Raw genomic sequence first — 25,716 nt, forward strand, 5'->3', positions numbered from 1 at the left:
ACAAGAAAACCCGGAGGCAGGCGATGCTGACACAGGTGCGCAAGATGTTCTATCGCGCCCGCGGATATTATGCGGGCAATCTGAACGGCGAGCGCTTTCGTCTGGACCCGTATCATTCGAAGTTCTGGCGCAAGGCCACTGCGGGCGCGTGGGAACCTGAAACATTTGCAGTTCTTGACCGGTTCCTGTCCCCGCAAGGCGACTATCTGGACATCGGGGCGTGGATTGGCCCGACAGTGCTTTACGGTGCTCGACGGGCCCGCCATGTCTGGTGTTTTGAGCCTGACCCGACCGCGTTCCGGCACCTGGCATGGAACCTTGATCTGAACGGCATTCAGAACGTCTCGGCCTTCGGGGTCGCCCTGTCAGATCGGTTTGGCTTGGCTCGCATGGCCTCTGTACGCGGTGAACCCGGGGATTCCACCAGTTCCCTTCTGCACGACGGGGCGCATGGGTCTGATGCGTTGACGATCGCCTGGGACCAGTTCGAAGCGGCGAACGATTTGTCGAAGGTGTCGCTGGTCAAGATGGACATCGAAGGGGCGGAATTCATTGTCGCACCCACTTTGTCCGCGTGGCTGAGGGAACACCGCCCCGCCCTACTTCTGTCTCTTCACGCACCTCTGCTGCCGGAAAACGAGAGGCACGAACGTGTCAGCGCTTTGATGGATGAGCTGGGGTTTTATTCGGGACTGTCGGACGACAAAGCGCACCCCCTGAAGGTTTCGGACTTGCTGACCAAAGACGGTCTGAGCCGTTTTCACACCGTTCTCTTGCAAGGGTAGAACGTCAGCCGGTTTTTTCTTCGCTTACGCGAAGTCCTGCTTGCATCTGTGAGATGTATCGCTTTGAGTGCCTACATAAGAAATCACAGCCAACCGGATAAAATGAAAAGACTTTTCCTGATTGTCGCCGCCGCGGTGCTTGCACAAACCGCTGCCGCCGAAACAGTTACCTATCATTGCAAAATGACCAAACAGGACGCCCATGGCTGGATCGCGCCAGAGTATGCTTTCCAGATTGACCCCGCCGCAACTTCGGCGATGGCCGCCACGTCGTACCAGGATTGGGCCAAGGCAAAATTCAAAAACCGCGGCGCCAAGGGGTATCGTATTATCTGGAACCTCGATCAAAAAATGGCTGCCGGCGGCAATGTCCGTGTTCGATATCAAGCGAACCTGAAACCATCCGACAACACAGTCGCTGTCCGCATGGCATTTGTTCAGGGAAACTTCGCGAACAAGCCTTTTGGGGTCGGGACCTGTTCGACAGTCAAGTAAGAAAAAGCCCCGGTGGAACCGGGGCTTTTTTTGTTCAGTAGACCCCGACCTCACTGCCGGGCTGTGCTGCCACCTTGAGCAGTTTGAACACGTAATCCGCAGCGGAACGGAAGCAGACCACGCGGAAGGTCTGTTCATCATCCATCCAAAAAGCACCAGCCACCTGCGCCAGACGCGTGCGGCGAATCTGGCCGGGCTGGAATGCATCCGCCGACAGATCGACGGGCGCGACCTTGCCCAGCACCTCTCTTGCGCTGGCACCAGAGACGCTGAAGACGGCGCGGGCATCCGAGACATTGACCGCCAAAGCATGGGTGCCGCTCAGGGCACCGACCATGTCGGCCAGTTTGGCTTCGACCTCGGCATAAGGCACCAGAACCAGCAACTCGTCGGTCGACATCCAAGCCACGCCGGTATCGCCGGTCACAAGCACCTCGCGCTGACCCGGCACGTTCTGACCGGTTGCATCATTGACAGCCTTGGCCAGCACCTTGTCGGACAGGTCGCCGCGCAGGGTTATCATGCCTTGCAGGCCGCATTCCTGGACCTTGGCGATGCCGTCATAGCTGGCGTGGTTCAATGCGCTGATGGGTTCAGACATTCTGCTTCTCCCCGTCCTTGTCATAAAAGATCGGGTCCACGATCTTGGCTTTGTAGGTTTTGCCGTCCGTGCCCGGGAACTCGACGATCTCGCCCATGCGGTCGGGGCCGTGTTTGATCAGCCCCATGGCGATCCCTTTGCCCAGATTGGCCGAGTAATATGTCGACGTCACACGGCCGATCATGTTGCGCTGACCGTTGGCATTGACGCCATCGCCCACCGCGTAAGCACCATCCGGCAGAACCGATCCGTCCACAGTCTCGAGACCGACCAGTTTCCAGCGCTCGGGATCCGCCATGTGGGTCCGCGAATGGGCGCGTTTGCCCAGATAATCCTCTTTCTTCTTGGACAGTGCCCAGTGCAGCCCCAGATCCTGCGGGATCACGGTGCCGTCGGTCTCGTCCCCGATCATGATAAAGCCCTTCTCGGCCCGCAGGATGTGCAGACATTCGGTTCCGTAAGGCATCACGCCGAACTCTTTGCCTGCTTCCATCAAGGCATCCCAGAACGCCTGCCCCTGGCTGGCCGGAACGGCGATTTCATAAGACAGCTCGCCTGAGAACGAAATGCGGTAGGCCCGGCAATCGAAGCCTCCGATCTTGCCATCGCGCCATTCCATGAAGGGCAGCGCCTCTTTGCTGACATCCATGCCGCCCAGCTTTTCAAGCACCTTGCGGGCATTGGGGCCGACCACGGCGACCTGCGCGTATTGCTCGGTCACGTTGGCGACATAGACTTTCCAGTCCCACCATTCGGTCTGAAGCCATTCTTCCATGTGACCATGGATACGCTCGGCCCCGCCGGTGGTGGTGTGGCACAGCCAGGTGTCTTCATCGATGCGGGCGACAACGCCGTCGTCGATCAGAAAGCCGTTTTCCGAACACATCAGGCCATAGCGGCATTTGCCGACCTTCAGCGTGGACATCATGTTGGTGTACAACATGTCCAGAAACTTGCCGGCATCCGGGCCTTTGACGATCAACTTGCCCAGCGTCGATGCATCCAGCAGGCCGAGGTTCTCGCGGGTGTTTTTCACCTCGCGATTCACCGCGTCATGCACGGATTCGCCGGGGCGGACATAGGCATAGGTCCGGCGCCAGTGGCCGACCGGCTCCCAATCGGCGCCGTTCCTGTCGTGCCAGTTGTGCATCGGTGTCCGACGGATCGGCTGAAAGACCTCACCCCGTGCCTCACCACCGATCGCACCCATCGAGATGGGCGTATAGGGCGGGCGGAAAGTGGTTGTCCCAACCTTGGGAATTTCGGATTCCAGAGCATCAGCAAGGATCGCCAATCCGTTGATGTTGCTCAACTTACCCTGATCGGTCGCCATGCCCAACGTGGTATAGCGCTTGGTGTGTTCGACGCTTTCATACCCTTCGCGCGCGGCCAGTTGGACGTCTGAAACCTTGACGTCGTTCTGGAAATCCAGCCAGGATTTCATACGCAATTGGACTTCTGCATTTGCCGGCATCAGCCAGACCGCTTCCATCGGCGCTTCGGCGGTTGTGTCCCCTGCGGGCGCCTTGGTGTTCTTGGGCTTGAAGCCAGCCGCCTTGGCGGCCGCCTTACCGGCCGCATGGGCGTCTGTCAGAACATCCTGCAACGCCAGAGGGCCGTTGGACGCGCCAGCAGCAACAACGAACCCTTTGCCGTCCACCCCCAGCGGCGGACGCTCGGGATCCGGCCGGAAATGCGCGTTCGCCTCATCCCAGATCAGCTTGCCCCCGCAATGGGACCACATGTGCACGACCGGAGACCAGCCGCCGGACATGGCGACTGCATCCGCCTCAACCTCTTCACGCGCGCCGCCGACGCCCTCTTGATTGCAGATGGCTACCTTTTTGACGCGCTTGCCGCCTTTGACCTTGGCAATGGCTTTGCCCGGATCGACGCGGATACCCAACTGGCGGGCTTCTTCCGCCAAAGGTCCGGCCGTTGCCCGGGCGTCAACAATGCGCAAAACATCCACACCTGCCTGTTTCAGGATAATCGCGGTACGATAGGCGTCGTCATTGTTGGTGGCGACGATGACACGTTCGCCCGGGGTAACCCCCCAGTTCACGACATAGTCGCGCATGGCCGATGCCAGCATCACACCCGGAACATCGTTGCCAGCAAAGGACAATGGTCTTTCAATTGCACCCGTTGCCGTTACAATTTGCTTGGCGCGAATGCGCCACAAACGATGGCGCGGGCCCTGCACGCCCGGCGTGTGGTCCGTCAGACGTTCGTATCCCAGCACATAACCATGGTCATAAACACCCGCTCCCATGCAGCGCGTGCGCATGATGACGTTGTCCATTGTTTCGAGTTCGGAAACCAATTGTTCCACGAACTTATCCACAGGCTCACCATCCACGGTGCCGCCGTCAACCGGCGCGCGACCTCCCCAATGCGCGGTCTGCTCGATCAGCAGAACCCTGGCACCGGATTGTGCCGCCGCCTTGGCTGCCTGCAAACCAGCCACACCGCCGCCGATCACCAGAACATCGGTAAAGGCGTAGAAATGTTCATAAGTGTCGGCATCCCGGTTGTCTTTGTCGGGCGCCTTGCCCAATCCCGCCGACTGCCGGATGAACGGTTCGTAGACGTGTTTCCAGAAGGGTTTGGGGTGGATGAACGTCTTGTAGTAGAAGCCGGCCGGCAGAAACCGGGCAAAGGCCGTGTTCACCGCACCGATATCATATTCAAGGCTTGGCCAATGGTTCTGTGAAATCGCGGTCAAGCCGTTGAACACCTCGGTCGTCGTGGCGCGCTGGTTCGGCTCGAACCGGTTGCCCTGCCCCAGGCCGACAAGCGCGTTCGGCTCTTCCGCACCGCTGGCGACAACGCCGCGGGGACGGTGGTATTTGAACGACCGGCCAACCATCATCTGGTCATTGGCCAACAGGGCCGAGGCAAGCGTATCCCCCTCATAGCCCTGCATCGAGGTTCCGTTGAAGGTGAATGTGACCTTTTTCGACCGGTCAATCAGCCGGCCTTGTTTTGCGAGACGGGTGCTCATTGTGCGGACCTTTCGCATGTGGAGGCGTCAAAGCCTCCGGCGGGAGTATTATTGAAAAGATGAAGCATCAGGAGAACTCTCTCCACGTCCAGCCGGGCCGTTTGGCAGTGATGGCATCCTTGATGTCTTGCGGCGGTTCGGAGGTCTGAGCCGTGTAGGTTCCGAACACTTCGAGTGTCTGCGTGCAGCGCGCGGCGTGGAACCACTTGCCGCAACCATTGGCGTGCCGCCAGCGCTCGAAATGAACACCTTTCGGGTTTTCACGCATGAACAGATAGTCGTGGAATTCGTCATCGGACGAGCCCGGGCCGAAACGCTTCAGATGCGCTTCGCCACCGGCGGCCAGTTCGGATTCTTCGGCGTCTACGCCGCAATAGGGGCAGTTCAGGATTAGCATGTTGTCATCCTTTTGGCGGTCGGTCAGCGCGGGGGCCGACCCGAATTCTGTTTTCTGGCACCTTCGGGAATCTCCCTAGTGCGCCACCCCGGCGGCCACGCTTTCGTCTATGAAGCGGCCTTCTTTGAAGCGGTCCATCGAGAAGGCTTCGGTCAGCGGTGAATGGCCCGTCGCCATCAACTGCGCCATCCCCCAGCCCGAGCCCGGAATCGCCTTGAAACCACCGGTGCCCCAGCCGCCATTGATAAAGCAGCCCTGCAACGGTGTTTTCGACAGGATGGGCGAGCGGTCACCGGTCATGTCCACGATCCCGCCCCACTGGCGCAGCATTTTCAGGCGCGAAATCATCGGGAAGGTTTCGACCAGCGCCCGCACCGTTTCCTCGATATGATGGAAAGACCCGCGCTGCGTGAAGTTGTTGAACCCGTCGGTTCCCCCGCCGATCACCATTTCGCCCTTGTCGGATTGCGACATGTAGCCGTGGACTGTGTTCGCCATCACGACCACATCCATGCAGGGTTTGATGGGCTCGGACACCAGCGCCTGCAACGCGACGGCTTCCAGCGGCAGGCGGAAGCCCGCCATCTCGGCCAACTGACCCGAATGGCCCGCTACGACGATGCCCAGCTTGTCACAATCAATGGCACCCTTGGTGGTATCGACCCCGACAACGCGCCCGTTGTCCGAGCGCACACCGGTGACTTCGCATTGCTGGATGATATCCATCCCCATCGCCGAACAGGCACGCGCATAGCCCCACGCCACCGCATCATGGCGCGCAGTGCCCCCGCGTTCCTGCCAAAGGCCGCCCAGAACCGGATACCGGGGGCCATCCAGATTGATGATTGGCACCAGTTGCTTGACACGCTCAGGCGTAATCCATTCGGTTTTCACGCCCTGCAAAGCGTTGGCATGGGCCGTACGCTGATAGCCGCGGATCTCGTGCTGGGTCTGCGCCAGCATGATGACACCGCGCGGGCTGAACATGATGTTGTAGTTCAGTTCTTGGCTCAGGTCCTCGTAGAGGCTGCGCGCTTTCTCGTAGATCGCCGCCGACGGGTCTTGCAGATAGTTCGAACGGATGATCGTCGTGTTGCGACCGGTATTGCCGCCGCCCAGCCAGCCTTTTTCGATAACCGCGACATTCTGGATGCCATAGTTCTTGCCAAGGTAATACGCGGTCGCCAGACCATGACCGCCAGCACCAACGATGATGACGTCATAGCGCTTCTTGGGTTCGGGTGAGCGCCAGGCGCGCTCCCATCCGGTGTGATAGCGCAGAGCTTCCCGCGCCACAGCAAAGGCTGAATAGTGTTTCATGTGCGAATCCATCCGGTTCGGTGATTGGGCGCAGATATGCCGTGTGACGGCATTTTAACCCTGCCGTGCAACGCCGCAATATCGCACTATTGCGACATGTCGCTCATTCGCGGCCATTTGTCCCTTTTGTCGGACGCCTCACAGGTCTAAGTCAGGGCAGCATCCTCGGAGGGACCATGACGTTCTGGGTTCTGATTTTTCTTGTCGCGCTGCTGATCGCAGCTTTTCTCAGCTTTACCCTGCTGCGCAAACGCCGTGGGGATGAACCCGCGGCGGCATACGATCTGCGGGTTTATCGCGAACAGTTGGCCGGTGTGGACCGGGATCTGGCGCGCGGGGTCATTGGCGAGGCCGACGCCGAACGGGTGCGCACGGAAATTTCCCGTCGCATTCTGGCCGCAGATGATCAAATGAAGAAAGAGGGTGCCGGCGCCGGGCCATCTCGTGCGGTTTCGGTGTTGTCGATCCTGGCAATCTCGTTGCTTCTGATCGGTGGAGCGTTGGCGATGTATCATCGCACCGGGGCCGTGGGTTTGCCTGACATGCCGCTGACCGCACGGCTTGAACTGGCCAAGGAAGTGCGCGCCAACCGGCCATCCCAAAGCGCCGCGGAAGAACTGGCGACCCCACCTCGACCTGCGCAGCTGGAAGAAAGCTATGCCAACCTGCTGAAGCAGTTGCGGGAAACCGTTGCGAGCCGGCCGGACGATTTGCAGGGTCAGATGTTGCTGGCGCAACACGAGACGAATGCGGGCAACTTCAAGGATGGGTACACCGCGCAGCAAAAGGTGATCGAGCTGTCCGAAGACAGCGCCACGGCTGATACTTATGCGGACCTGGCTGAAATGATGATTCTGGCCGCAGGTGGGTATGTCTCACCCGAAGCGGAACAGGCGCTGATCGAAGCGCTGAACCGTGACCCCCGTCACGGCCCGGCGCGCTATTATTGGGGGCAGATGCTTGCCCAGATCGGGCGGCCGGACCTTGCCTATCGCATGTGGGTCGAAACGTTGCAGGATTCCCCCGCAGGTGCGCCCTGGGCCGAAGCAATTCGGGCTCAGATCGATGAACTGGCCTTTAGGGCCGGCGTTTTCAATGCACCGGATTTGAGCACCGCACCCGGCCCCAGCCAGGAAGACATGGCCGCCGCCGCAGAGCTGAGCCCCGAAGAGCGGCAGCAGATGATTCAGGGCATGGTGGACCAGCTGTCTGATCGGCTGGCGGCAGAGGGCGGATCCCCCGAGGAATGGGCCCGCCTGATCGCGGCCTTGGGCGTTCTTGGCCAGGGTCAGCGCGCCATCGATATTCGCGATGAGGCCATGGAAGTCTTTGCCGGCGATTCAGAGGCGTTGCAGATCATCGATGCGGCGGCCCTTCAAGCCGGGATCGCTCAATGATCCATGACGCTATCGAAGAATTTGCAGCAGCCTTGCAACCGATGAGTGCCCTGATGGGGCTGGACCTTGGGGAAAAGACAATCGGCGTCGCCGTGTCCGACCGGATGCGCGGTGTCGCCAGCCCGCTGGAAACGGTACGGCGCAAGAAATTCACGCTCGATTCCGCGCGCCTGATCGAAATTGTCACCGATCGCGAGATCGGGGGCATCTTGCTGGGCCTGCCCAAGAACATGGATGGCAGCGAAGGGCCAAGATGCCAGTCAACGCGGGCATTTGCGCGCAATTTGTCCCGCCTGACCGATCTGCCCATCGGGTTTTGGGACGAACGGCTCAGTACCGTTGCGGCAGAAAAAGCACTACTTGAGGCGGATACGACACGAAAACGTCGCGGACAGGTTATTGATCACGTTGCGGCCAGCTATATTTTGCAAGGGGCGCTGGACAGGCTCCGCTTTTTGTAACGGGTCGGAGACCAGTGATGACGAATATGGTTTGGAAAAGGAATGAGGTCGAAAGCCCTTGTGTCCAGATCTGTGTCGTTCACCCGACTGAACGCATCTGTACCGGCTGCTATCGCACGATTGACGAAATCACCCGTTGGTCCAAGATGGACAGCAGCGAACGCGCCGAAATCATGGAAGATCTACCAACCAGAAAGCCGCGCCTCAGCAAACGCCGAGGCGGGCGTGCAGCGCGCATAAACGGTTCCTGAAGTCAGCCAGCCTGCTTTGGGGACGTATCCCTGTGGTCATTGGATTCGTCGCGGGCCGACCTGTTTGTGTCTTGCCCGCGCAGCTCTGACTCGAACAGAGCTGCGATTTCGGATCTGCTTGTTTTTGCAGTCCCGTATTTTTTCGCTGCACGTCGGACACGCTTCGTGCCGGTCTTGTCCGCCTTGAATACTGGCGTCTTGCGTGCCGCAAATCTTTCCATCAATAACCTAAGTGTCATCGCAAACTTCCCGCTTCCAATAACTGTGCCGCCGCGGGCCGAGTTCGAGCTCCTAAAAGGGGCCAGCTCATGAACGCATCTGTTCAACGTGAGTGGAGGCCCGCAGCGACACGGCGTAGGTAAGGGTATTTCCGGTCAAATTTAGGGGGAAAACACACGGTTTTTGGTCCGTGTTGACCTTAAGGTCAGAAATTCCACGGAAAAACCCACCAGTTCCCTTGCGTCACAATTCTTGACCGGCACGGTATCAAGACCGGTTTCAAGACATGTGATGCGTGTCGTTCCGCGAAATAAGCCAATCAGATTTGGTCAATTCGCGCTCAAGGGTGCTTTGTTCTGACCAGAGAACAAAGCACGCAAGCCGCCTGTTGGCAGCAAGATCACAAGATGCAGGTTGGCACGCAGAGCAGATCCTTACCCGGCAGCCAGCCAGATTTTGGCGTTTTCGATTTCCTCGGACGGAAAGAACTGAGTCCGTGTGCCCAATACATGACTGGCGACACGTTGTGCCATGTGCTGCCAGCTTTTGTCCCCGACGATGGCCGCGCGATCCAGTTGTCCAATGTGGCGGCTGGCCAGACGGAAATGTGCTGCAAGAGCGGACAACCCCTGCCAGCCGTCGAATTCCCGCAGGTCGATCAGCAACCGAAATCCGGATCGATCATTCAACAAAGCGTCCAGGTCGCGTTCGGCTTGCTTGTACTCCTCGGGGTCCAGTTTTCCCAAAAGGCTGATCTGCACACATGGGCCCTCAAGATCGGTCACGTGAATGGATCCCAGCGACTCGCGCATCCAGCGCCGGGCGGCCTCAAGCTCGGCCAGTTCAAAGACCTGAACGGGGCATGGCAGGATCGGGGCGGCCAATCGGATGCTGGTTTGCACCCAGCCCTGATCGGCAACAACCGCGATCCGGTCAAACCCCCGCCAGTGGCTGAGCCCCAGCTTGGTGTCGGACCAGGCCGCGCCCAAATCATACCCCTTGAACTCGGGCTGCACGATGGCCAAAAGCCGAACGGAATCATGTTCGGTCAGCGCTGCTTCGATTGCAGGAACCAGGACATCGGCATAGTCGGCGCTGGTGACTTGCCCCGACAACTCCACTTCTATCAACGCACCATCAGAATTCGTATGGACCGTAATCATCGGTCAAAACCTCCAAAGCCAAACAATGACAGGAGGTTAAGTGGATTCGATCCATTCCGCCACACCCCCGACGCATTCCGGGCGGAAATAGGCGATCATCCGTCCATCCGGCCCTGCGCTTGCCGTTTCCGCCCAGGGGGCAACCCCGTGCAGGCAGTGGCGGTGCAGCACGTAAGCCTCGCCCGGTTTTGCAGGCAATTCGATTCGCGGGCAGGTTTCGAAAACCTCGCGACGGACGGATTGGTAGATATCCGTAACATCGACTTCATGCAGGCGCTCTTGTGGCGTCCCCGCAAGGGCGCGCCTGAAAGCCGCACCCAGGATATGATGGCTGCCTTCCCACAACACCATGGGCGACGCATCCGGGCTGGCCTCGGTCAGCGGTATGCCCAAAACCCACGCATGCGGTTCATCCACCCGGCGGCGACGATCCGGCCCCATCGGGCGCAAACCGTCCACATGGGCCGCGTCCCGATTTCTGCGATACCGTGCGGCGGCTTCGTTTTCCCCCCGACGCGGGCGTGGATACCCAGGATGCGTGACCGAGACTTGGCCTTTGTGAAGTGGCAACTGCCCGTAACGCCCTGCAATGAATGACATGGCGGTTCCGGCCAAAGGCCCCGATTGGCCAACCCTGCCCTGCGCGTCATTGGGCAACGCGTCAACACCGATGAACCACGTCCCGTCACAATCCAGCCAGTCAGCATGGGCCGGGTCCGATACCGCGGCCCGTGCGGCAGGCAGCGCATGTCCAACCCAGGCCGCAAGCACTGGATCATACGGGAATTTCACCCACCCCCTGGCGCCAAAATCCTTCACAAACCCACCGCCTTGCGCAGCATATTGAGCGCCACCAGCGTAAGGAACACTGCGAATACGCGCTTCAAGGGTTTCGGATCCATCGCATGGGCCAGCTTCACCCCCCAGGGCGCGGTGATCATCGTCATTGCCACGACGATACCGAAGGCCACCAGATTGACCGCCCCAATGGTCAGCGGAGGCCGGTGTTCCGGTGCGATATCCAGAAACAAAAACCCGATGACCGAGGGCACGGCGATAATCACACCAAACCCTGCGGCGGTTGCGACGGCACGATGGATCGGCGTGTTGTAGAGGCTCATCAGCGGCACACCAAAACTGCCGCCGCCGATTCCCATCAGAACCGAAAGAAACCCGACCGCAGGAGACAGGATGGCCCGCTTTATTCCACCGGGCATGACATCACCCAGCCGCCATTCCGAACGACCCAGCCCCAGATAGGCCCCGATCACCATTCCCAATATGCCGAACAGCGCCTGCAAGGCTTCGGTCCGCAGGGCCGAGGCAACCAGAACTCCGATGATCGCACCGACGACGATCCCCGGCCCCCAACCGCGCAGAATACCCCAATCCACCGCACCCTTTTTATTGTGCGCCAGAACGGATCGGACCGATGTCACGATGATCGTGGCCAGCGACGTGGCCAGACACAGCTGCATCAACTGCGGGCCGCCATAGCCAAGAGTTTGAAACGCATAGAAAAAGGCAGGCACCAAGACGATTCCACCGCCGACCCCCAGCAATCCGGCAAGCACGCCGGCCAGCGCTCCGATCGCAAGCAAAAGGCCCAGCATCTGGGCCAGCAACATCGTCTCGGGCATAGTTCCCCCTGCCGCTTAAACTTCTGCCATGGGCGCCACATGATCCAGCGCCCGCAGCATCACCTCGGGTCCGGCCCCATCCTGCACAGCCCCTTCCGACAAGGCGCGCCGCCATGCGCGGGCTCCGGGACGACCTGCGAAAAGGCCCAACATATGACGCGTGATCTGGTGCAGACGCCCGCCATTGGCAAGGTGCCGTTCCACATAAGGTACCATATGTTGAACGATCGCGAACGGATCACGCGTCGTTCCGGTACCAAAGATGCGTCGGTCAGCATCCGACAGGACATCGCCCGGCTGATGATACGCGGCCCGGCCGATCATCACCCCATCCAGACCGGCTTCCAGATGTGCGGCTGCCTCGTCCAGCGTGTTGATGCCGCCATTGATCGATATGTGAAGATCCGAAAACTCATCCTTCATCCGATGCACAAGGTCATAGTTCAAAGGTGGGATATCCCGGTTTTCCTTTGGGCTCAGCCCTTGCAGCCATGCCTTGCGGGCATGGATTGTCACCCTTTGGCAACCTGCCGCGCTGATGTGCTCAAGAAACGCGGGCAATACATCTTCGGGCTCCTGATCATCGACTCCGATGCGGCATTTAACGGTGACATCCACATTCACCGCTTCGCGCATGGCAGTCACGCAGTCGGCAACGCGGGCCGGGTCTTTCATCAAGACCGCGCCAAAAGTGCCGGATTGCACCCGATCCGACGGACAGCCGCAGTTCAGATTGATCTCATCATACCCGGCCTCAGCCCCCAGTCTCGCGGCCTGCGCCAGTTCTTCCGGGTCGGAGCCGCCGAGTTGCAAAGCAACCGGGTGTTCCTCGGGAGAGTAGTCCAACAGATGCAACGCCCCGCCCCGCACGAGCGCCGGCGCCGTCACCATCTCGGTATACAGCAACGTTTCCGCGCTGAGGAGCCGATGAAAATAGCGGCAGTGGCGGTCTGTCCAATCCATCATGGGTGCCACGCTTAAACGCGCAGCCTGTGTTGCCTTGCATGTCACAGCAACGCCTCCGTCCTGCTATGCTTCGAAATCCGATGGACTGTCAGTGGCTTTGCCCACCCGAATCAAGTCGAAAAGCCCTAACACATTCCTCTGACGACGTCCCGACTGCGACCATCATCAGTGAGTTGCTATCGATTAGACACCATATCGGCTCATCACCATCTGGACACTGCTTTCGATCGTTTCCGTCATCTCGGCTTCGCTGAGCGCCCCACCCGTAAACAGCAGTGGCCAGAAGGCGCGCGCCTTGATCAGGCCGATGAATTCGCGCCCGGCCCGTTCCGGATCATCGATCCGAAGCTGCCCATCCTCTGCCGCATCTTTGAGCATGGCAATGAATGTCGCTGTCTTGTCCAGCTTGCCCTGCGCTTCCGCCGCAAGCGTCGGGTTGCGCAAGGTTTCGCTGATCACCATCCGGGCCATCGCGATAACATCGGGCCGCATCAGAATGCGCCCTTCGGCCCAGGCCAGTTCAGTCAGTTGCGTACGAATATCGCGACCTTTTTCATACCGAATTTCCAGCACTTCAGCAAAGCGGCTGGACAATTCGACCACGATGGAGCGGAACAGGTTTTCTTTACTTTCAAAGTACTTGTACAGCGTACGCTTGGACACTTCGGCCCTTGCTGAAATGCGATCCATACTGGCCGCGGCAAAGCCCTTTTCCTGGAACTCGGCCACGGCAGCTTCGATGATCTGTGCGCGCTTGGACGCATTCTGTGCGCTGCATTCGTTCATGTCAGAGCTATAGACCTATTGACGTGCCCTGGTCAAACACTAGGTAAACGCAGGAGTTTACAGAGGCAAAACCATATGCCACAAGTAAACCTGCGAGTTTACCAGTTACGGAAACCAGCACCAACAGGAGACCCCCTCATCATGGCTCTTAAATTGAACCTGAACGGCACGACCCTCGAGGTTGATGCCGAACCCGGAACGCCTCTTCTCTGGGTGATCCGAGACGAACTGAAACTGACCGGCACAAAATTCGGCTGCGGCGTGGCATCCTGCGGGGCCTGCACCGTGCACGTGAATGGTGAGCCCGTCCGTTCCTGTCAGACATTCATTGAAGACGTCGAAGACGCCGAAGTCACGACTATCGAAGCTGTCGGTGACGACAAGATCGGCGCTGCCGTACAACAGGCCTGGGTAGAACTGGATGTCGTCCAGTGCGGCTATTGCCAGTCGGGTCAGGTGATGTCGGCTGTCGGGCTGTTGTCCGAGAACCCGAAGCCGTCGGTCCAGGAGATTGACGAGTACATGTCCGGCAATGCCTGCCGCTGCGCCACCTATCAACGCATCCGCGCCGGCATCCAACGCGCGTCTGAAATTCTGGAGGCCTGATCCATGACCATCAACACCTCTCGCCGTTGGTTTCTGAAAGGCGCCGCCGCTGCCGGTGCCGTCCTGCTGGTTGGCGCCCGCCCTGATGGTGTGCTGGCCGCGGCCTCGTCCGAGACCGCGCAGTTCAATCCATTTGTGAAGATCGATGCCGATGGCACCGTGACCGCCATCGTCAAACATTTTGAAAAAGGTCAGGGCCCGGCGACCGGACTGCCGACGCTGATTGCCGAAGAAATCGGCCTGACCATGGATCAGATCGAGTACGAGTTCGCCCCCTCGGATCCGAATGTCTACAACAACCTGCTGTTCGGCCCGTTCCAGGGCACCGGCGGTTCGACCGCGATGGCGAATTCGTGGCTGCAATACCGTCAGGCCGGTGCTGCCGCGCGCGAAATGCTGATCAACGCCGCCGCGCAAAGCTGGGGCGTGGATTCATCTGGCATCACCATCGAAGACGGCATCGTGAAGGCAGGCGACAAGTCGGCTCCGATCGCTGAATTTGTGTCTGCTGCGTCGCAACTGGACGCTCCGGCAGAGCCACGCCTGAAGGACCCGTCCGAATTCCGTCTGATCGGAAATGAAACGGTGCGCCGCAAGGATACGGCAATCAAAAGCAACGGCCAGGCGATGTTTGCCATGGACGTTCACCTGCCCAACCAGATGATCGCCATGATCAAACGCCCCGAAGCGAAGGGCGGCATCGCGCTGGGCTTTGATGACAGCGCATCGAAAGAGGTCAAAGGCTATATCAGCGCCGCTGTTCTGCCCAATCAGGCGGGCGTCGCGGTGTACGCCGAGAACACCTGGGCCGCGATTCAGGCACGCGATGTGCTTGAGGTCGAATGGGACATGTCCGGCGCGGAAACCCGCAACTCGGACCAGATCAAGGCCGAGATCATGGACGCGCTGGAGGCTGAGCCCACGTATAACGTCAACAAGGCGGATTTTGCCGCTGTGGCAGCCGCCATCGACGGAGCGGACAAGGCCGTCGAAAAAACGTTCTACTTCCCACTGCTGGCCCATGCCCCTATGGAACCGCTGAACTGCACCATCGAGCAGACCGCAGACGGAGACATCGTTCTGCATGACGGGGCACAGATGCCGACGGGTCCTCATATGGCCTACCAGCAGATCTTTGGCCTGCCCGCCGAGAAGATCCACATCAAAACCATGCTGGCAGGCGGGTCTTTCGGGCGCCGCGCCACCCCGGATGCGGATTATCAGGTCGAGGCCGCCCTGGCCTTTGTCGTCACTGACCGCTCTCGCCCGGTGAAACTGGTCTGGACGCGCGAAGACGACATTCGCAGCGGGTATTACCGACCGGCCTTTGGCCACAAGGTTCGTGTGGGTCTGGACGCCGAAGGCAACATCGTCGGGTGGCAGCACCAGATTGCCGGCCAATCCGTGATCAAGGGCACCCCGTTCGAGGCTGTTCTGGTTCATGACGGCATCGACCACAGCTCGGTCGAAGGCGTTTCGGACAGCCCCTACAGCATCCCCGGCATGGCGGTGGGTCTGACCGACACGCCAAAGGCGACGACGGTTCTGTGGTGGCGCTCGGTCGGGCACACCCACACCGCCTATACGATGGAAACCATGATGGATCTGGTGGCCGAGGCCGCCGGTCGTGATCCGGTGGAATTCCGTCTGGCCCATCTTTCCGACAGCAGCAACCTGGACCAGCAGCGCAAAGCAGCTGTTTTGAAGCTGGCGGCCGAAAAGGCAAACTGGGGCAATGCGCCAGAGGGCCGGTCGCAGGGGATTGCCGTTCACAAGTCCTTTGGGTCTTACGCGGCTGAAGTGGTCGAAATCTCGGGCGATCCGGAAAATGGCATCAGGATTGAAAAGGTCACGTGTGCCGTGGATTGCGGTATCGCCGTGAACCCCGATATCGTGCGGGCCCAGATGGAAGGCGGCATCGGCTATGGCATTGGCCATGTGATGCGTGACCAGATCACCCTGACAAGTGGGGCGGTGGATCAATACAACTTCCCGGATTACGAACCGCTGCGCATCGGGGATATTGCCGCAATGGACGTGCATATCGTGCCATCGGCCGAAGCACCGACCGGCGTCGGAGAACCCGGCACGCCACCGTCAGCACCGGCTTTGGCCAATGCGATCAAAGCCCTGTCAGGTTTGCATGTGGCGCAATTGCCCATGGAAGAACATGGCGTAAGCTTTGCCTGAAAACAGCTCTCCGCGCCGGTCTGTACCGGCGCGGGGCGTTCCTTGAAAACCCAAGCCAAAATTTGATCAAATTTGGTGACAAAGCACATCCATTGAAGTAAATCACTGGGGAGTTTCACCGACGGAGCCCCCAATGGATCTGAGAGCCCTGCACAATTTTCGCGTCGCGGCATGTGACCTGAACGGTCAAATGCGTGGCAAACGCGTGCCCCCTGGCTATGCCGACAAACTGGGAAAAGGCGCCGTGCGAATGCCGTTTTCGGCACTGAACGTAGACTTGTGGGGCGCTGATATCGAAGGAAGCCCGCTGGTCTTTGAAACCGGCGACGCAGATGGGGTGCTGCGCCCGACCGAACGCGGCCCGGTCCCCGTGCCCTGGCTGGATACGGAAACAGCGCTGGTTCCGATGTGTCTGTATGATGATGACGGCGTGCCCTTCCCGGGCGACCCGCGGCATGCCCTGTCCGCCATACTCGACCGCTATGCGCAACGCGGCTGGTCCGTTGTTGCCGCGACAGAGTTGGAGTTCACACTCGTTGACGCTTCTGGCGCGCAGCCGCAACCACCGGTGAATCCGATCACAGGGCGGCGCCTTGCGGATGAGGCCGTTCTGTCGGTTGCCGAAATGGACGCGTTCGAGGCGTTCTTTACCGACCTGTACGATGGCTGCGCCGCAATGGGCATCCCCGCGCAGACGGCGATTTCCGAAAGCGGCATCGGCCAGTTCGAGATCAACCTGAACCATCAGGACGCCATGCGCTGTGCCGATGATACGTGGTTTTTCAAGGCATTGACGCGTGGGTTGGCGCGCAGGCACGGATTTGCGGCCACCTTCATGTCCAAACCTTATGCCGATGACGCAGGCAACGGAATGCATGTGCATTTCTCGGTGGTGGACCAGAACGGGCACAATGTGTTCGACAACAACGGGCCGGAAGGCACCGAGATATTGCGGTCTGCCGTAGCTGGCTGTGTCGCAGCCATGCCGGGCAGCTCGCTGATATTTGCACCCCACGGCAACTCCTACACACGGCTTATACCGGGTGCACATGCGCCCACGGGCGCCTGCTGGGCCTATGAAAACCGAACCGCTGCCATTCGCATCCCGGGCGGGGCCCCGGCCGCACGGCGCATCGAACACCGTGTCGCCGGCGGGGACATAAACCCGTATCTGATGTTGACCGCGGTTCTGGGCGCGGCACTTGTCGGCATCGAGGACGGCTTGATCCCCCCTGCCCCGATTACGGGGAACGCCTATGACATCGCGGACCTGCCTCAACTGATGCCGGATTGGTCGAGCGCGATTGACAGGTTCTCCACGGATCCTTTGGTGGCCCGGCTGTTCCCCGCTGACCTGATCCGCTATCTGACCATGACCAAACGACAAGAGATCACCCGATTTGCGAACATCCCGCCCGAGGATCACTGGTTGAGCTATCTCGAGACGGTTTGACCCCCTTGCCGCGTCAACCAGTCTCGGCTAGGATTAATTTGATCAAATTTGGTGACACATGAAAATCGGTATCCTACAAACCGGCCACACCCCCGAAGTGCTACAGGAAGAATTCGGGGATTATAACGAACTTTTCCCCGCGTTGCTGCGTGACAACGGGTTCGAGTTCGTGACCTTCGCCGTCGTGGACGGCACCTTCCCCGATGGTGCGGATGATGCGGATGGATGGATCATTACCGGATCGCGCCACGGGGTTTACGAGGACCTTCCCTGGATCGCCCCGCTGGAAGCGTTGGTGCGCGAGATCTGGGAAAGTGGAAAACCCCTGATCGGCGTTTGCTTTGGCCATCAGATCATTGCTCAGGCACTGGGTGGCAAGGTCGAGAAATTCTCGAAAGGATGGGCCGTAGGTCGTACGGAATACGAATATGACGGCAACAGACTATGGCTGAATGCCTGGCACCAGGATCAGGTTGTCGAATTGCCGAAAGAAGCGCGGGTTCTGGGCCGGAATGCCTTCTGCAAAAACGCGATGCTGGCTTATGGGGATACAATCTGGACAGTTCAGGCCCACCCGGAATTCAACAACGGATTCGTGGCAGGCCTGATGCGGACACGGGGCAAGGGCGTGGTACCCGAAGACCTGATGCGCGAAGCCGCAAATCGCGAGACGGCCCCGGACGACAACGCCAAAATTGCGCGCCACATGGCCGAGTTTCTAAAGAAAGAGAGAGCCTGATGGCTGATTGGACTGATAAACTGCCGGAAGCCGCAAAGGCATATTTCCATGGGCAACGACTGGACGAAGTTGAATGCATCATTTCGGACCTGCCGGGTATTGCGCGCGGCAAGGCGGTGCCTGCATCAAAATTCGCAAAGCAATCCTATTTCCACCTGCCCGACAGCATCTTCTACCAGACCATCACAGGGGGCTGGGGCGAAGCTGCCGGCGATGACGGGTTCATCGAAAAGGATATGATCCTGAAGCCCGATTTCTCGACCACTTCCGCTGCGCCGTGGACGGGGGATTGGACATTGCAGGTGATCCACGACGCCTACGACCGGGATGACAATCCGATCCCTTACAGCCCGCGCAACGTGCTCAAGCGTGTTGTCCAGCTTTATCATGACAAGGGGTGGAAGCCGGTTGTTGCACCAGAGATGGAGTTCTTTCTGGTTGCCCCCAACGTGGACCCGGCGCAGGGCATCAAACCCATGATGGGGCGTTCCGGCCGTCCGGCCGCGGCGCGACAGGCCTATTCCATGACGGCCGTGGACGAGTTTGGCCCGGTGATCGACGACATCTATGATTTCGCCGAGCATCAGGGGTTCGAGATCGACGGCATCACCCAGGAAGGCGGCGCCGGGCAGTTGGAAATCAACCTGCGTCACGGCAATCCGGTGAAACTGGCCGATGAAGTCTTCTATTTCAAACGCCTGATCCGCGAGGCCGCGCTGCGCCACAATTGTTTTGCCACCTTCATGGCAAAACCGATCGAGGAAGAGCCGGGCTCGGCCATGCATATCCATCACTCGATCATCGACATGGAAACCGGCCAGAACATCTTCTCTGGTCCTCAAGGGGGTGAGACGGACGCGTTTTACCACTTTATCGCCGGTTTGCAGAACCACCTGCCCTCCGGTCTGGCGGTCATGGCGCCTTATGTGAATTCCTACCGGCGCTATGTGAAGGATCACGCGGCACCGATCAACCTGGAATGGGCCCGTGACAACCGCACCACCGGCATTCGCGTGCCCCTGTCCGGCCCGGAATCGCGGCGCGTCGAGAACCGCATCGCCGGGATGGATTGCAACCCGTATCTGGGCATCGCGTTGTCGCTGGCCTGCGGCTATCTTGGCCTGGTCGAGCAGGAACGCCCACGTCGTCAGTTCTATGGCGACGCTTATGAAGGCGAGGGCGATATCCCGCAGGTCATGGGCGAAGCGCTGGATCTGTTCGACGAAGCCACCGCCCTGCACGAGGTTCTGGGCCCCGAATTCGCCCGCGTTTACGGCATCGTCAAACGGGCCGAGTATGAGGAGTTCCTACAGGTCATCTCTCCGTGGGAACGTGAACATCTGCTGATCAACGTCTGAGACCTTCCGTGAACCTGCTCTATTCCAATGACCGCAAGGGCGAGTACCCTGACAGCTGGTATGCCGCGACGGCACATCCGATGGATCGCTTTCCCGCGTTGTCAGAAGACACCAGGGCGGATGTATGCGTTGTCGGTGGCGGCTATACGGGGCTGTCCGCGGCCCTTCATCTGGCCGAAGCCGGGTTCGACGTCGTGCTGCTTGAAGCGCACCGCGTCGGCTTTGGCGCGTCGGGCCGAAACGGCGGGCAGTTGGGCAGCGCGCAGCGGGTGGACCAGGAAGACCTCGAGCGTCTTGTAGGCGATGCCGACGCCGCCAGGCTTTGGGAACTGGCTGAAGACGCCAAGGATCTGGTCAAATCCCTGATTGCAAAACACCAGATCGCCTGTGACCTGAAACCCGGTGTCGCCGTTCTGGGCCTGAGCAAATCCGAGCAAAAAGAACTGCATGACCACGCCGGCCATCTTTCCGAGCGGTACGGATACGACCAGATCGAGCTGTTGGACGAAAACGCGGGTCATTCGCTGTGCCCGTCACCAGCCTATCAAGGGGGGTATCTGGATATGGGTGCGGCGCATCTGCACCCTCTGAACTTTGCGTTGGGATTGGCGCAAGCCGCGGCCAAAGCGGGCGTTCGCGTCCATGAAAGCACCGAAGTGACCGGGATTGACGAGGGCCAGACGGCTGTCATCCTAACTGCACACGGCAATGTTCGGGCCAAGCACGTCATTCTGGCCTGCAACGGGTATCTGGGCGACCTCAATCGTTCCGTCGCCGCCAGGGTCATGCCCATCAACAATTTCATTGCGGCCACCGAACCCCTTGGAGAGGACACCGCCCAGGTTTTGACCCGGGATGTTGCGGTGGCGGACACGAAATTCGTGGTGAACTATTTTCGCCTCAGCGCCGATGGTCGCCTCTTGTTCGGAGGCGGCGAAAGCTATGGCTATCGCTTTCCATCAGATGTCGCCGCCAAGGTCCGCAAACCCATGACCGAGATTTTCCCGCATTTGCGGGATGTGAAGATCGACTATGCCTGGGGCGGAACGCTGGCCATCACCATGCGGCGGATGCCGTATCTGGCCCGTGTCGCACCTAATATTCTTTCGGCTTCGGGATATTCCGGTCACGGTGTCGGCACTGCGACCCATGCCGGACAACTCATGGCGATGGCGATTCAGGGTCAGGCCGAAGGGTTTGACACGATGGCACGGGTGCCCGCGCTGTCTTTTCCAGGCGGCCCTGCCCTGCGCAGCCCGCTTCTGGTGCTGGCCATGACATGGTTCGCACTGCGCGACCGGCTTGGGGTCTGATCCACGTAAATTGCGACAGATTGGTGAATTTTCGCCTGCCCGGCGATTGGGGGCTTGGATTGCCTCCTGATTATCTTTATCTTTCCCAAAGATAGAATTCGGGAATTCCAAATATGACGCTGCCCCCCAACGTTCACGACGCCGAACCCATCCCTGCCGCCGCCAAGGACGCGATCGAGGCCCTGATGCAATCAGGTGACCTGTTCCGCTATACCGCACCGCAGGATGCCCCGGTGGCCCTGCTGGAAGCCGAGTTCGCGGAACTGTTGGGCACGAAATACGCCTTGGCGGTATCGTCCTGCTCGGCCGCGCTGTTTCTGTCGCTCAAAGCACTGGGCCTGCCCCGCGATGCGCGTGTTCTGATCCCCGGCTTCACCTTCGCGGCCGTGCCGTCATCGGTCGTCCACGCCGACTGCATTCCGGTTCTGTGCGAAGTGGGTGAAAACTATCGCATCGACATGGCCGATTTCGAGGCCAAGCTGGACAACGTTCAGGCAGTCATCATCAGCCACATGCGCGGGCATACATCCGACATGGATGCGATCATGGCCTTGTGCGACGCACGAAACATTCCGGTGATCGAGGATGCCGCGCATTCGCTGGGCACCACATGGCATGGCCGCAATATCGGTACGATCGGAAAGGTCGGATGTTTCTCGTTCCAATCCTACAAGATGATCAATGCCGGCGAAGGTGGCATCCTGATCACGAATGATGCAGATCTTGTCGCGCGTGCCGTCATCATGTCGGGCGCGTATGAACACAATTGGAAGAAGCACAAAGGTCCGCAGGGCGACAACTCACCCGAATTGGAAGAGGCCTTTGCCCGCTGGCAGAACAAGCTGCCGCTGTACAACCTTCGCCTAAGCAACCTCAGCGCCGCCGTGATCCGCCCTCAACTTCCGGAACTGCCACGCCGTGTCCGCGATGGCCTGGCAAACCACGATTACGTGGCCGGTCGCCTGAACACCTCGTCTCATATCGAGGTCCCCGCCCCGCTGCCCCCCGAGCAGCGTGCGCCGGATTCGATCCAGTTCAATCTTGTCGGAATGCAGGAACATGAGATCCGCGCCTTTGCCGCAGCGTCCGAAGCACGCGGCGTCAAGGTTCAGGTTTTTGGTCTGAGCGAAGACAACGCCCGCGCTTTCTGGAACTGGCAATTCCTTCCGGAAACTTTCGACCTGCCCAAGACGCGCGACATGCTGATGAAGGCCTGCGACGTGCGCCTGCCAGTCCGCCTGACCCGCGAAGAGCTGGACGTGATTGCAGACATCCTGCTGGCATCGGTTGGCGAAGTGACAGGCCCGATGCCGGTTTATGGCACTTAAGACAGCGGCACTTTGAACAAGAAAGGCCCGCACGATGCGGGCCTGATTCTTTGTTCGGAACGGATCAGTTCAGGTTGGACAGTTTTTGCTGCAACTCGGCCAGCTGTTTCTTGATGTCGTCCAGATCCTCTTTCGGTTCGGACTTGTCCTCTTCCTTTTCCGGGCTGGACCATCCGCTGGACAGCCCGCTGGTCATCGCCTTCAGGAAAGCCTGTTGCTGCGCCTGCAACGCGTCAAAACCCGGCATCTGAGACATCGGATTCATCGCGCTCATGTTTTCCATCATCTTGTTTTGGCTTTCGCGCAGCATCTCGAACGAGCTTTGCAGAAACTGGGGCATCACCCCCCCGCCCGGCAGCATGTAACTGCGCACCAGATCATTCAGTACATTCACCGGCAGCACATTTTCACCCCGGCTTTCATGTTCGGCAATGATTTGCAGAAGATACTGGCGAGTCAGGTCATCGCCGGTTTTCAGATCAATGATCTGCACTTCTCGCCCGTCGCGGATGAAGCCCGCGATATCTTCGAGCGTCACGTAATCGCTGGTCTCGGTATTGTATAGTCGACGGCTGGCATAGCGCTTGATAAGCAGCGGTTTTTCTTGGTCCGACACCGGGTTCCCTCCCCAAGGATGATGCGTTGCAGCACAGGTTATGCGAGTGCAGCACAAAAAGAAAGGGCAGGTCAATGGACCTGCCCAACGCGATTGCACCTAATGGGAGGGTTGGGTGCGCTTCGCGGACGTTTCTTACTTTGCAGTTGCAGCTTTCTTGGCTGCGGTGGTGACCTCGTTGGTCGCCTTTTTGACGGCAGCGGTTGCTTCTTCCGCGGCGTCTTTGCCGGCAGCCATCAGCAGCTCGACGGTTTCGGTCTGAACTTTTTTCGCGATTTCAGCGAAAGCGGCCAGGTTTTCGGCTGCAACTTCAGCCGACGCGCTTGCGAAGTCGGTTGCGGCTTTTGCGTAGTCAGCAGGCTCTGCCTTGGCTTTCGACATCTCGCTCAGCTTGGCCAGGGTGTCCTTGGTCCATTTGTTCGAGATCTCGGCCGATTTCTCAGCAGCGTCCAGAGCAACGCCCGACAGCTTCTCGTTCAGCGAAGCGGTCGATTTGAATGCGCCTTCCATCGCGGTGGTGTCCACCGGAAATGCACCCATCATGTCTTTCATGATCGCGGTAAAGTCTTGGGTCTTTGCCATTGTCCTAATCCTTTTAGCCGGTCCGGGCCCACCCCGGGTTTCATCAGCTTGAGGACAATATGATTGCTGCACCGCAGCATTGCAAGTTTTTTCTTGCTGCGACGCAGAATTTTTAAGTTTCAAAATGAAATCAGTCGTTTGGTTTCGCCACAACGTAAGTCCCGGGTGCGGATGCAAGGCTCGGGTGCTTCGAATCACCCGGCTCACGGGCCGGAACCTGCTTGCCAGACCGCTTCTTCAACCACGCGTCCCACATGGGCCACCAGGATCCTTCGTGAAAATCAGCTTCTTTCAGCCAGGTGCTGGCATCCGACTTCATATCCGGGTTGGTGTAGTGGCCATATTTCTTCTTGCTGGGCGGGTTCACGATACCCGCAATATGACCCGATTCTGAAACCACGAAGGTTTTGGACCGCGAGCCCATTTTCTGCACGCCGCGGTAACAGTCTTTCCATGCCGCGATGTGATCGGTTTCGCAGGTTATGGCCATCAGCGGCACATCCACGTCTTCGAGTTTCAACTTGTGCCCCATCAACTCGAAACCGTCGGTCGCGAACTCGTTGCGCTGGCAGAGGCCTCGCAGATATTCCACGGCCATTTTTGCTGGCAGGTTTGCACCATCGCCGTTCCAGTAGAGCAGATCAAAGGCCGGAGGCACTTCCCCCATCATATAGCTGCGAATGGCCGGACCATAGATCAGGTCGCGTGATCGCAGAAACGACATGGTGCGCGCCATGATCCACGACCGCAGAACGCCTTCCTTATTTACTTCCTCTTCGATCCCGTCGATGAAGTCGTTTTGCAGGAATGGCGTAAACTCACCCTGATCAGAAAAATCCGTCAGTGCCGTGAACAGCGTTGCGGATTTCACCGATTTGTCGCCACGCTGTTTCAGCAAGGACAGGGTCAGACTCAGCGTCGTGCCCGCGATGCAATAACCCACAGCGTTGACCTGTTTGACCTTGCAGATCTTCTTGGCCGTTTCGATTGCGGTCAGGAAACCGTCCTGAATATAGTCTTCCATGCCGGTTTCGGCATAGCTTTCATCCGGGTTCACCCAGCTTACGACAAACAGGGTATAGCCCTGTTCGGTGATCCATTTGATCATGCTGTTCTGGGCTTTCAGATCCAGAATATAGAACTTGTTGATCCAGGGCGGGAACAGAACGATGGGCGTCTCATAAACCGTTTCAGTCGCCGGCTTGTATTGGATCAGCTCCATCATCCGGTTGCGATATATGACTTCTCCCGGCGTTGTCGCCAGGTTTCCACCAACCTCGAACGCGCTTTCATCCGCCAGTTTGACGACCAACTCGCCATCATTGGCCTCAAGGTCTGAAACAAGGTTCTCCAACCCTTTTATCAGTGACTGACCTTCGGTCTCGACCGCCTTTTGCAGGGCATCCGGGTTAGTCGCCAGAAAATTCGTGGGCGCCATCATGTCGATGATCTGCTGCGAGAAATACTGTAGGCGTCGTTTGTCTTTGGCATCCAGATCATCAACCGACGAGACAGCCTGCGCAATCGCTTCCGCGTTCGTCAGGTATTGCTGCCGGATCAGTCGGAAATAAGGGTTTGTCTCCCAAAGGGGATTGGAAAAACGCTTGTCACCGGGCTTGGTTTCCTCGGTTTCCACCTCTCCGGTCGTCAGCGCTTTCTGCGCTTCGGCAAAGTTGAGAACCGACTTGCCCCAGAATTCTATCTGTTGCTCCAACAACTTGGCGGGATTTTGCCATGCCTCGGCCCAATAGGCTGTTGCTGCTCGTGCAAAAAGCTCTTGATTCGGGCCGTCCAGCGCGGGCGTGTGCGACTTTTTTGACGCCATGATCTCGACCAGGCGCTTCGCGAGCTGCTCGACCCTTTCCATATTTTCTTTAATGCGTTCAATATGTTCTTCGGACACGTCCGGCATTTGGTCTTCACTTGTTGTCATTTTAACAATTCCACCCTAACCTCGCTGCCATGCAGAATAACGTCGTGGGTGCTGGGGGGCAAAGCGGCGAATGGTCCGAACTCTCAGGCTGACACTCAGGAGGCCCCATT

24 protein-coding genes are annotated in these 25,716 nt (G+C 58.9%); 12 read left to right on the forward strand and 12 right to left on the reverse strand.

The features are described from left to right. Positions 1–23 precede the first annotated feature (23 nt). Together ACR3E6_RS15795 and ACR3E6_RS15800 are read left to right on the forward strand one after the other, a co-directional pair. Positions 24–785, forward strand: coding sequence for an FkbM family methyltransferase (locus tag ACR3E6_RS15795; protein ID WP_480487968.1), 762 nt, complete (start codon positions 24–26; stop codon positions 783–785). A 63-nt stretch (positions 786–848) separates the two neighbouring features. After that, the gene (locus tag ACR3E6_RS15800; RefSeq protein ID WP_170343867.1) at positions 849–1,280 is read left to right on the forward strand and encodes a hypothetical protein; all 432 of its coding nucleotides are present in this window, start codon (positions 849–851) and stop codon (positions 1,278–1,280) included. Positions 1,281–1,314: 34 nt separating this feature from the next. Here ACR3E6_RS15800 and ACR3E6_RS15805 read toward each other — a convergent pair whose 3' ends face one another. The 4 genes from ACR3E6_RS15805 to ACR3E6_RS15820 form a co-directional block, all read right to left on the reverse strand. Beyond that, on the reverse strand, positions 1,315–1,881 hold the full coding sequence (locus ACR3E6_RS15805) for a sarcosine oxidase subunit gamma (RefSeq protein ID WP_480487970.1): 567 nt from the start codon (positions 1,879–1,881) through the stop codon (positions 1,315–1,317). After that, a complete protein-coding gene (locus ACR3E6_RS15810) occupies positions 1,874–4,888 on the reverse strand; it encodes a sarcosine oxidase subunit alpha family protein (RefSeq protein ID WP_210092541.1) in 3,015 nt (1,004 codons plus the stop codon). The genes ACR3E6_RS15805 and ACR3E6_RS15810 overlap by 8 nt, the downstream gene beginning before the upstream one ends. A 67-nt stretch (positions 4,889–4,955) precedes the next feature. After that, positions 4,956–5,285, reverse strand: coding sequence for a sarcosine oxidase subunit delta (locus tag ACR3E6_RS15815; protein WP_171631333.1), 330 nt, complete (start codon positions 5,283–5,285; stop codon positions 4,956–4,958). 75 nt (positions 5,286–5,360) lie between these two features. Beyond that, positions 5,361–6,605 carry a sarcosine oxidase subunit beta family protein gene (locus ACR3E6_RS15820; RefSeq protein WP_171723009.1) on the reverse strand — a complete coding sequence of 415 codons (1,245 nt, stop codon included), beginning with the start codon at positions 6,603–6,605 and terminating at the stop codon, positions 5,361–5,363. A gap of 176 nt (positions 6,606–6,781) precedes the next feature. Between ACR3E6_RS15820 and ccmI the strand changes: the two genes are divergently transcribed. Genes ccmI through ACR3E6_RS15835 form a run of 3 tightly spaced genes read left to right on the forward strand, consistent with a single transcriptional unit; the run spans position 6,782 to position 8,714 of the window. Beyond that, on the forward strand, positions 6,782–8,002 hold the full coding sequence (gene ccmI / locus ACR3E6_RS15825; RefSeq protein WP_171631330.1) for a c-type cytochrome biogenesis protein CcmI: 1,221 nt from the start codon (positions 6,782–6,784) through the stop codon (positions 8,000–8,002). Continuing rightward, positions 7,999–8,463, forward strand: a complete 465-nt coding sequence (ruvX, locus tag ACR3E6_RS15830; RefSeq protein WP_171631328.1) for a Holliday junction resolvase RuvX — start codon at positions 7,999–8,001, stop codon at positions 8,461–8,463. The genes ccmI and ruvX overlap by 4 nt, the downstream gene beginning before the upstream one ends. Before the next feature lie 17 nt (positions 8,464–8,480). Beyond that, positions 8,481–8,714, forward strand: coding sequence for a DUF1289 domain-containing protein (locus tag ACR3E6_RS15835; RefSeq protein ID WP_152458393.1), 234 nt, complete (start codon positions 8,481–8,483; stop codon positions 8,712–8,714). Between the two features lie 653 nt (positions 8,715–9,367). On the opposite strand, the gene ACR3E6_RS15840 is transcribed toward ACR3E6_RS15835, so the two are convergent. From ACR3E6_RS15840 to ACR3E6_RS15860, 5 genes are all read right to left on the reverse strand, one after another. Further along, positions 9,368–10,096, reverse strand: a complete 729-nt coding sequence (locus ACR3E6_RS15840) for a SpoIIAA family protein (protein ID WP_480487973.1) — start codon at positions 10,094–10,096, stop codon at positions 9,368–9,370. A gap of 36 nt (positions 10,097–10,132) precedes the next feature. Beyond that, a complete protein-coding gene (locus ACR3E6_RS15845; RefSeq protein ID WP_480487975.1) occupies positions 10,133–10,915 on the reverse strand; it encodes a hypothetical protein in 783 nt (260 codons plus the stop codon). Then, positions 10,912–11,736: a sulfite exporter TauE/SafE family protein gene (locus ACR3E6_RS15850; RefSeq protein WP_171723005.1), complete on the reverse strand. Its 825-nt coding sequence runs from the start codon at positions 11,734–11,736 to the stop codon at positions 10,912–10,914. The genes ACR3E6_RS15845 and ACR3E6_RS15850 overlap by 4 nt, the downstream gene beginning before the upstream one ends. Positions 11,737–11,751: 15 nt before the next feature. Then, the gene (gene dusA / locus ACR3E6_RS15855; protein WP_371807723.1) at positions 11,752–12,747 is read right to left on the reverse strand and encodes a tRNA dihydrouridine(20/20a) synthase DusA; all 996 of its coding nucleotides are present in this window, start codon (positions 12,745–12,747) and stop codon (positions 11,752–11,754) included. 138 nt (positions 12,748–12,885) lie between these two features. Continuing rightward, positions 12,886–13,488, reverse strand: a complete 603-nt coding sequence (locus tag ACR3E6_RS15860) for a TetR/AcrR family transcriptional regulator (protein ID WP_171723003.1) — start codon at positions 13,486–13,488, stop codon at positions 12,886–12,888. Between the two features lie 141 nt (positions 13,489–13,629). Here ACR3E6_RS15860 and ACR3E6_RS15865 point away from each other — a divergent pair, with 141 nt between their 5' ends. The 7 genes from ACR3E6_RS15865 to ACR3E6_RS15895 all read left to right on the forward strand — a co-directional run bounded on the left by ACR3E6_RS15865 (position 13,630) and on the right by ACR3E6_RS15895 (position 22,475). Then, positions 13,630–14,094, forward strand: a complete 465-nt coding sequence (locus ACR3E6_RS15865; protein ID WP_171631310.1) for a (2Fe-2S)-binding protein — start codon at positions 13,630–13,632, stop codon at positions 14,092–14,094. 3 nt (positions 14,095–14,097) lie between these two features. Continuing rightward, complete coding sequence (locus ACR3E6_RS15870) at positions 14,098–16,284, forward strand: xanthine dehydrogenase family protein molybdopterin-binding subunit (RefSeq protein ID WP_480487978.1); 2,187 nt, start codon at positions 14,098–14,100, stop codon at positions 16,282–16,284. 133 nt (positions 16,285–16,417) lie between these two features. Further along, complete coding sequence (locus ACR3E6_RS15875; protein ID WP_171631306.1) at positions 16,418–17,737, forward strand: glutamine synthetase family protein; 1,320 nt, start codon at positions 16,418–16,420, stop codon at positions 17,735–17,737. 58 nt (positions 17,738–17,795) lie between these two features. Next, positions 17,796–18,476: a type 1 glutamine amidotransferase gene (locus tag ACR3E6_RS15880; RefSeq protein ID WP_171723001.1), complete on the forward strand. Its 681-nt coding sequence runs from the start codon at positions 17,796–17,798 to the stop codon at positions 18,474–18,476. Next, positions 18,476–19,834, forward strand: a complete 1,359-nt coding sequence (locus ACR3E6_RS15885) for a glutamine synthetase family protein (RefSeq protein ID WP_171631301.1) — start codon at positions 18,476–18,478, stop codon at positions 19,832–19,834. Before ACR3E6_RS15880 ends, ACR3E6_RS15885 begins: the two co-directional genes overlap by 1 nt. 8 nt (positions 19,835–19,842) lie before the next feature. After that, positions 19,843–21,147: an NAD(P)/FAD-dependent oxidoreductase gene (locus ACR3E6_RS15890; RefSeq protein WP_480487981.1), complete on the forward strand. Its 1,305-nt coding sequence runs from the start codon at positions 19,843–19,845 to the stop codon at positions 21,145–21,147. Positions 21,148–21,260: 113 nt separating this feature from the next. Next, complete coding sequence (locus ACR3E6_RS15895; RefSeq protein ID WP_480487983.1) at positions 21,261–22,475, forward strand: DegT/DnrJ/EryC1/StrS family aminotransferase; 1,215 nt, start codon at positions 21,261–21,263, stop codon at positions 22,473–22,475. A 64-nt stretch (positions 22,476–22,539) separates the two neighbouring features. Here ACR3E6_RS15895 and phaR read toward each other — a convergent pair whose 3' ends face one another. The 3 genes from phaR to ACR3E6_RS15910 all read right to left on the reverse strand — a co-directional run bounded on the left by phaR (position 22,540) and on the right by ACR3E6_RS15910 (position 25,606). Next, positions 22,540–23,091 (reverse strand): polyhydroxyalkanoate synthesis repressor PhaR, encoded by a 552-nt coding sequence (gene phaR / locus ACR3E6_RS15900; RefSeq protein WP_480487985.1) that lies wholly within the window; start codon positions 23,089–23,091, stop codon positions 22,540–22,542. 135 nt (positions 23,092–23,226) lie between these two features. Next, positions 23,227–23,673 carry a phasin family protein gene (locus tag ACR3E6_RS15905; protein ID WP_171228035.1) on the reverse strand — a complete coding sequence of 149 codons (447 nt, stop codon included), beginning with the start codon at positions 23,671–23,673 and terminating at the stop codon, positions 23,227–23,229. 130 nt (positions 23,674–23,803) lie between these two features. After that, positions 23,804–25,606 (reverse strand): PHA/PHB synthase family protein, encoded by a 1,803-nt coding sequence (locus tag ACR3E6_RS15910; RefSeq protein ID WP_480487987.1) that lies wholly within the window; start codon positions 25,604–25,606, stop codon positions 23,804–23,806. Positions 25,607–25,716 lie beyond the last annotated feature (110 nt).

This window comes from Ruegeria sp. AL3 (assembly GCF_056536065.1).